Genomic DNA, 3,868 nt, shown 5'->3' on the forward strand with positions numbered 1-3,868 from the left:
TCCCTGCATACGACCAGTCTTAACCACCAGGCCCACCAGTCCAGCCGACGCGCCCCACACCCACCGATTAGTTCAGCAGTCTCCTAGGCGGAGCTGCCCGGAAGAACTTCCTCCGGACCATTTTGCAAAGAGCTATTGCCGCTTGTCCATTATGTTGTACTCTGTTCAGCATAGTGATCTGCACTACTGGTGCTGTCGCTGACCCGCCAAGGCCAACGGGGGCCTGGCGCGTGATGAGGGAGTTCTTGTGACAACTCGTACTAATGCACCGCACACCACGGACGGCACCATCGTCGACGCGGACCAGCTGCGAAGGGCAACTCTTGCCAGTTCCGTGGGCTCCGCCCTGGAGTACTACGACTTCTATATCTACGGCCTGGCGTCCGCCCTAATCTTCGGCCCGCTCTTCTTCGCGCCATTGGGCGAGAGCGGCGCCGTCATCGCTTCCTTTGCCACCTACGGAGTGGGCTTCGCCGCCCGGCCCTTCGGCGGCGTCGTCTTTGGCCACATCGGCGACAGGTTCGGACGCAAGATGGTCCTGATCCTCACCATCGGCCTGATGGGCATGGCCAGCTTCGCCATCGGCCTCCTGCCCACGTTCGAACAGGCCGGAATGCTCGGCGCGGTCCTGTTGGTGGCCCTCCGCATCCTCCAGGGCCTCGGCGCCGGAGCCGAGCAGGCAGGCGCCACCACCCTGATCTCCGAGGTGGCGCCGCGCCGCCGTCGTGGTTTCTTCGCCTCCCTGCCTTTTGTCGGCATCCAGCTGGGCACCCTGCTCGGCGCCGGAACATTCGCGCTCATGGCGCTGGCGGACAAAGCCGTCCTGCAGGGCTGGCTGTGGCGAGTGCCCTTCCTGGCCAGCGTCATCCTGATCGCCATTGCCGTCTTCATCCGCCTCCGCCTGAAGGAGACCCCCGTCTTCCAGGAACTGGAGAAGCATAAGGCGGTCGTCAAGAATCCCGTGGGCCAGATCTGGAAGCATTCCCGGAAGAACGTCCTGGTGGGCATTGGCCTGCGGATGGGCGAGAACGGAAATTCCTCCATCTACTCCGCGCTGCTGGTGTCCTTCATTAGCCTGCCTGCCGGCGTCTTTGCCGGTGACAAATTCGTTGGCCCAACCGGGCTGTTGATTGCTGCGGCCTTCGCCGCGGTCATGGTGGTCGCGTTCGGCGCCCTTTCCGACCGTTTTGGACGCGTTCCGGTGTACCGCTACGGTGCGCTGTTCCAGGCTGTGATTGCCCTGCCGGCGTTCTACCTGGTGACCCTCGGCAATGTCACCCTGGTATGGGTGGTGATGGTGGTCGGCATCGCCCTGGGCGTGCAGTCCATGCTTGGCCCGCAGTGCGCCCTCCTGCCCGAGCTGTTCGGCTCCCAGCACCGCTTCACGGGCGTCGCCCTGAGCCGGGAGATCTCCGCGGTCTTTGCCGGCGGATTTGCGCCCATGGTCGGTGTGGCGCTCCTGGCGGCCACCAACCACTCCTGGCTCGTCCCCGCGCTCTACTCGCTGGTGCTGGCGCTGATCTCCTTCGCCACCACCTTCTTCACCCCGGAAACGGGAGGGCGTGACCTGGTCCTCGTCGAGGACGCCAGCTAGCTGCCCCACGGCAAGGGCCCGGCCGGTCCCATCCGGCCGGGCCCTTGCCATGCCCGGAAAGCGACGGTTCACGGCGGCAGCAAACGCAACAAAAAGGACGGCTGCGGCAGCCCAGGAGTGTGCCGCAGCCGTCCGGTGCCGGGCCGGATTGCCGGCCGGCAGGCGGTGCTCAGTAGAAGTGGACCGTATCCACCAGGTGCGGCAGTTCCCCGCCGTCAAGGAAGGTGCGCAGGTTGCTGCAGAAGCGCCCGGCGATGAGCCGGTTCTCCGCGGCACTGAGGGCGGACGTGTGGGGGGACACCAGCACGTTGGGGTGGCTCCACAGCGGGCTGTCGAGGGGGAGCGGCTCCACCGCGAACACGTCGAGGCAGGCGTAGGAGACCTGCCCGTTGTCCAGGGCTTCCAGCAGCGCTTCCTCATCCACGACGGTGCCCCGTCCGACATTCACGAAAACCGTGCCCGGCTTCATGGCTGCAAACACGTCCCGGTTGAAGAGTTTTTCGGTGTAGGGCGTGCCGGGGAGGGTGTTCACCACGGCGTCGGCCGTGGCCAGGAGTCCGGCGAGGCCGTCATTGCCGGTCACGGTCTCGATTCCCTCCAGGGGCTCCACGGTCCTCTTCGTTCCGCTGACCGTCATTCCGAGGGCGCGCGCCAGGCGGGCCGTCTCCAGGCCGATTTCCCCGAGGCCGGCCACAACAAGCCGTGACCCGCCGACCAGCCGGGTGGGCGTACGCAGTTCGGGCCACGATTTGGCCTGCTGGTCCCGCACCAGTTCGGCGGTGCGCTTGAAGCCGTTGAGGATCCCCATGGTGGCGAACTCGGCCAGGGGCAGGGCGTGGACCCCCGCGGAGGTTGTGATCTGGAATTTCTGCAGGGTCTCCTGGTCCAGTCCTGATGCCTTGACGGCCCCGCCTGCGCCGGCCGCCATGGCGTGGACCCACTGCAGGTGTCCGTTTTCGGCCGCGACGCGTGCCAGTCCTGCCGGGCCTTCATTGGGGAACCCGTACAACACCTGGGCGCGGTTGAGCATGTGCCAATACCGCTCCTCCTGCTCTGGTGTGCGCCGGAAGCCCGGGTCGCCGGCATGGTCCGCCGGAAAACGTTCCGGCGGCAGCAGGTCCGGCTGGTACAGGACGGTTACGGAAGGGTCGACGGCCCGGATCTGGTCCACAAGCTCTGCTTCGAGCGGGACAGCAATGGCCACGGTAAGTGCAGATGTCATAGTGTTCATCATACTGAATGGCGGCTAGAATATTGAACAGTTTCGATCGATGACGATGACGTGAGGCTGGGCATGAAGGATAAACAGGCGGGCTTCGTGGGCCTGGGACTGATGGGGAGCCTGATGGCCGCGAACGCCATCAACCATGGGTGGCACATCACGGGCTGGAACCGCTCCCCGGAGGCCGTGGCCCGGCTGACGGACTGTGGCGGGACTGCTGCGGCCACAGTGGCCGACATGCGCCACCTGCCGATCATCATCTTCATGCTGCCGGACCTGCCCCATATCGAGGAGGCGGCCGGAGGGCTGCTGCAGGGCTGGCAGCAGCAGCCGCCGGCGCCCGGCACCGTCGTGCTGGTCATGAGCAGCGTCTCACCCACGGGCATCAAGGAATTTGGGCAGCGTGTCCGGCTGCTCAGCGAGGGCAACGTGCACGTGGTCGATGCTCCGGTCAGCGGCGGCACGAAGGGAGCCGCGGACGGCAACCTCGCCATCATGGCCGGCGCCGACGACGCAGCGGTGTTCCAGAGTGTTGAGCCCCTGTTGCGGACCATGGGTACCACGGTCCGCCACCTCGGCCCGCTGGGGGCAGGATCGCTGGCCAAGGCGTGCAACCAGCTGGTGGTGGGAACCACGACGGCGGCCCTCGCCGAAGCTGCCGAACTGGCCGAACGTTCCGGGCTCGATCCGGCGGCCCTGTTTGAGGTGCTGTCCGGCGGCCTGGCCGGGAGCCGGGTGCTCGACGTCGTTGGCCCGCGGCTGGCCCGCAAGGACTACACCCCCACCGGCCCGGCCAAGTTCATGCACAAGTACCTTTCCTTTGTCCTCGATGCCGCCCGCGCGGCGGGAACGGCGACGCCGATGGCGGCCGCCGGCGTCGAACTGTATGCAGAACTGAAGCGGCAGGGCCTGGGCGACCAAGACCTCGCCGTCGTACGCCAGACCATTGCCAACCTCGGCCAACAAGCCGCAGCAGCGGCGGAAGGAACAGTTGCACCATGAGTTCGTTGTTTGACCTGACGGGCCGTGTGGCCCTGGTGACCGGTTCCAGC

Annotated in this window: 3 protein-coding genes; 2 read left to right on the plus strand and 1 reads right to left on the minus strand. The window is 66.3% G+C overall.

Annotation, left to right across the window (positions count from 1 at the left end; all coding sequences use genetic code 11):
* The first annotated feature begins 247 nt into the window (after nucleotides 1–247).
* Nucleotides 248–1,594 (plus strand): MFS transporter, encoded by a 1,347-nt coding sequence (locus ACYSM9_RS21665; RefSeq protein ID WP_461859008.1) that lies wholly within the window; start codon nucleotides 248–250, stop codon nucleotides 1,592–1,594.
* 169 nt (nucleotides 1,595–1,763) lie between these two features.
* On the opposite strand, the gene ACYSM9_RS21670 is transcribed toward ACYSM9_RS21665, so the two are convergent.
* Nucleotides 1,764–2,828, minus strand: a complete 1,065-nt coding sequence (locus tag ACYSM9_RS21670; protein ID WP_461859009.1) for a D-2-hydroxyacid dehydrogenase — start codon at nucleotides 2,826–2,828, stop codon at nucleotides 1,764–1,766.
* Between the two features lie 60 nt (nucleotides 2,829–2,888).
* On the opposite strand from ACYSM9_RS21670, the gene ACYSM9_RS21675 reads away from it, so the two are divergent.
* Nucleotides 2,889–3,818: an NAD(P)-dependent oxidoreductase gene (locus tag ACYSM9_RS21675; RefSeq protein WP_461859010.1), complete on the plus strand. Its 930-nt coding sequence runs from the start codon at nucleotides 2,889–2,891 to the stop codon at nucleotides 3,816–3,818.
* Nucleotides 3,819–3,868 lie beyond the last annotated feature (50 nt).

The sequence above is a fragment of the Arthrobacter sp. C152 genome (assembly GCF_054890965.1).

What these genes read in the sequence shown, in the direction of transcription:
- ACYSM9_RS21670 (WP_461859009.1), bottom strand. Translation starts at nt 2,828, where the DNA reads ATGATGAACACTATGACATCTGCACTTACCGTGGCCATTGCTGTCCCG.
- ACYSM9_RS21675 (WP_461859010.1), top strand. Translation starts at nt 2,889, where the DNA reads ATGAAGGATAAACAGGCGGGCTTCGTGGGCCTGGGACTGATGGGGAGC.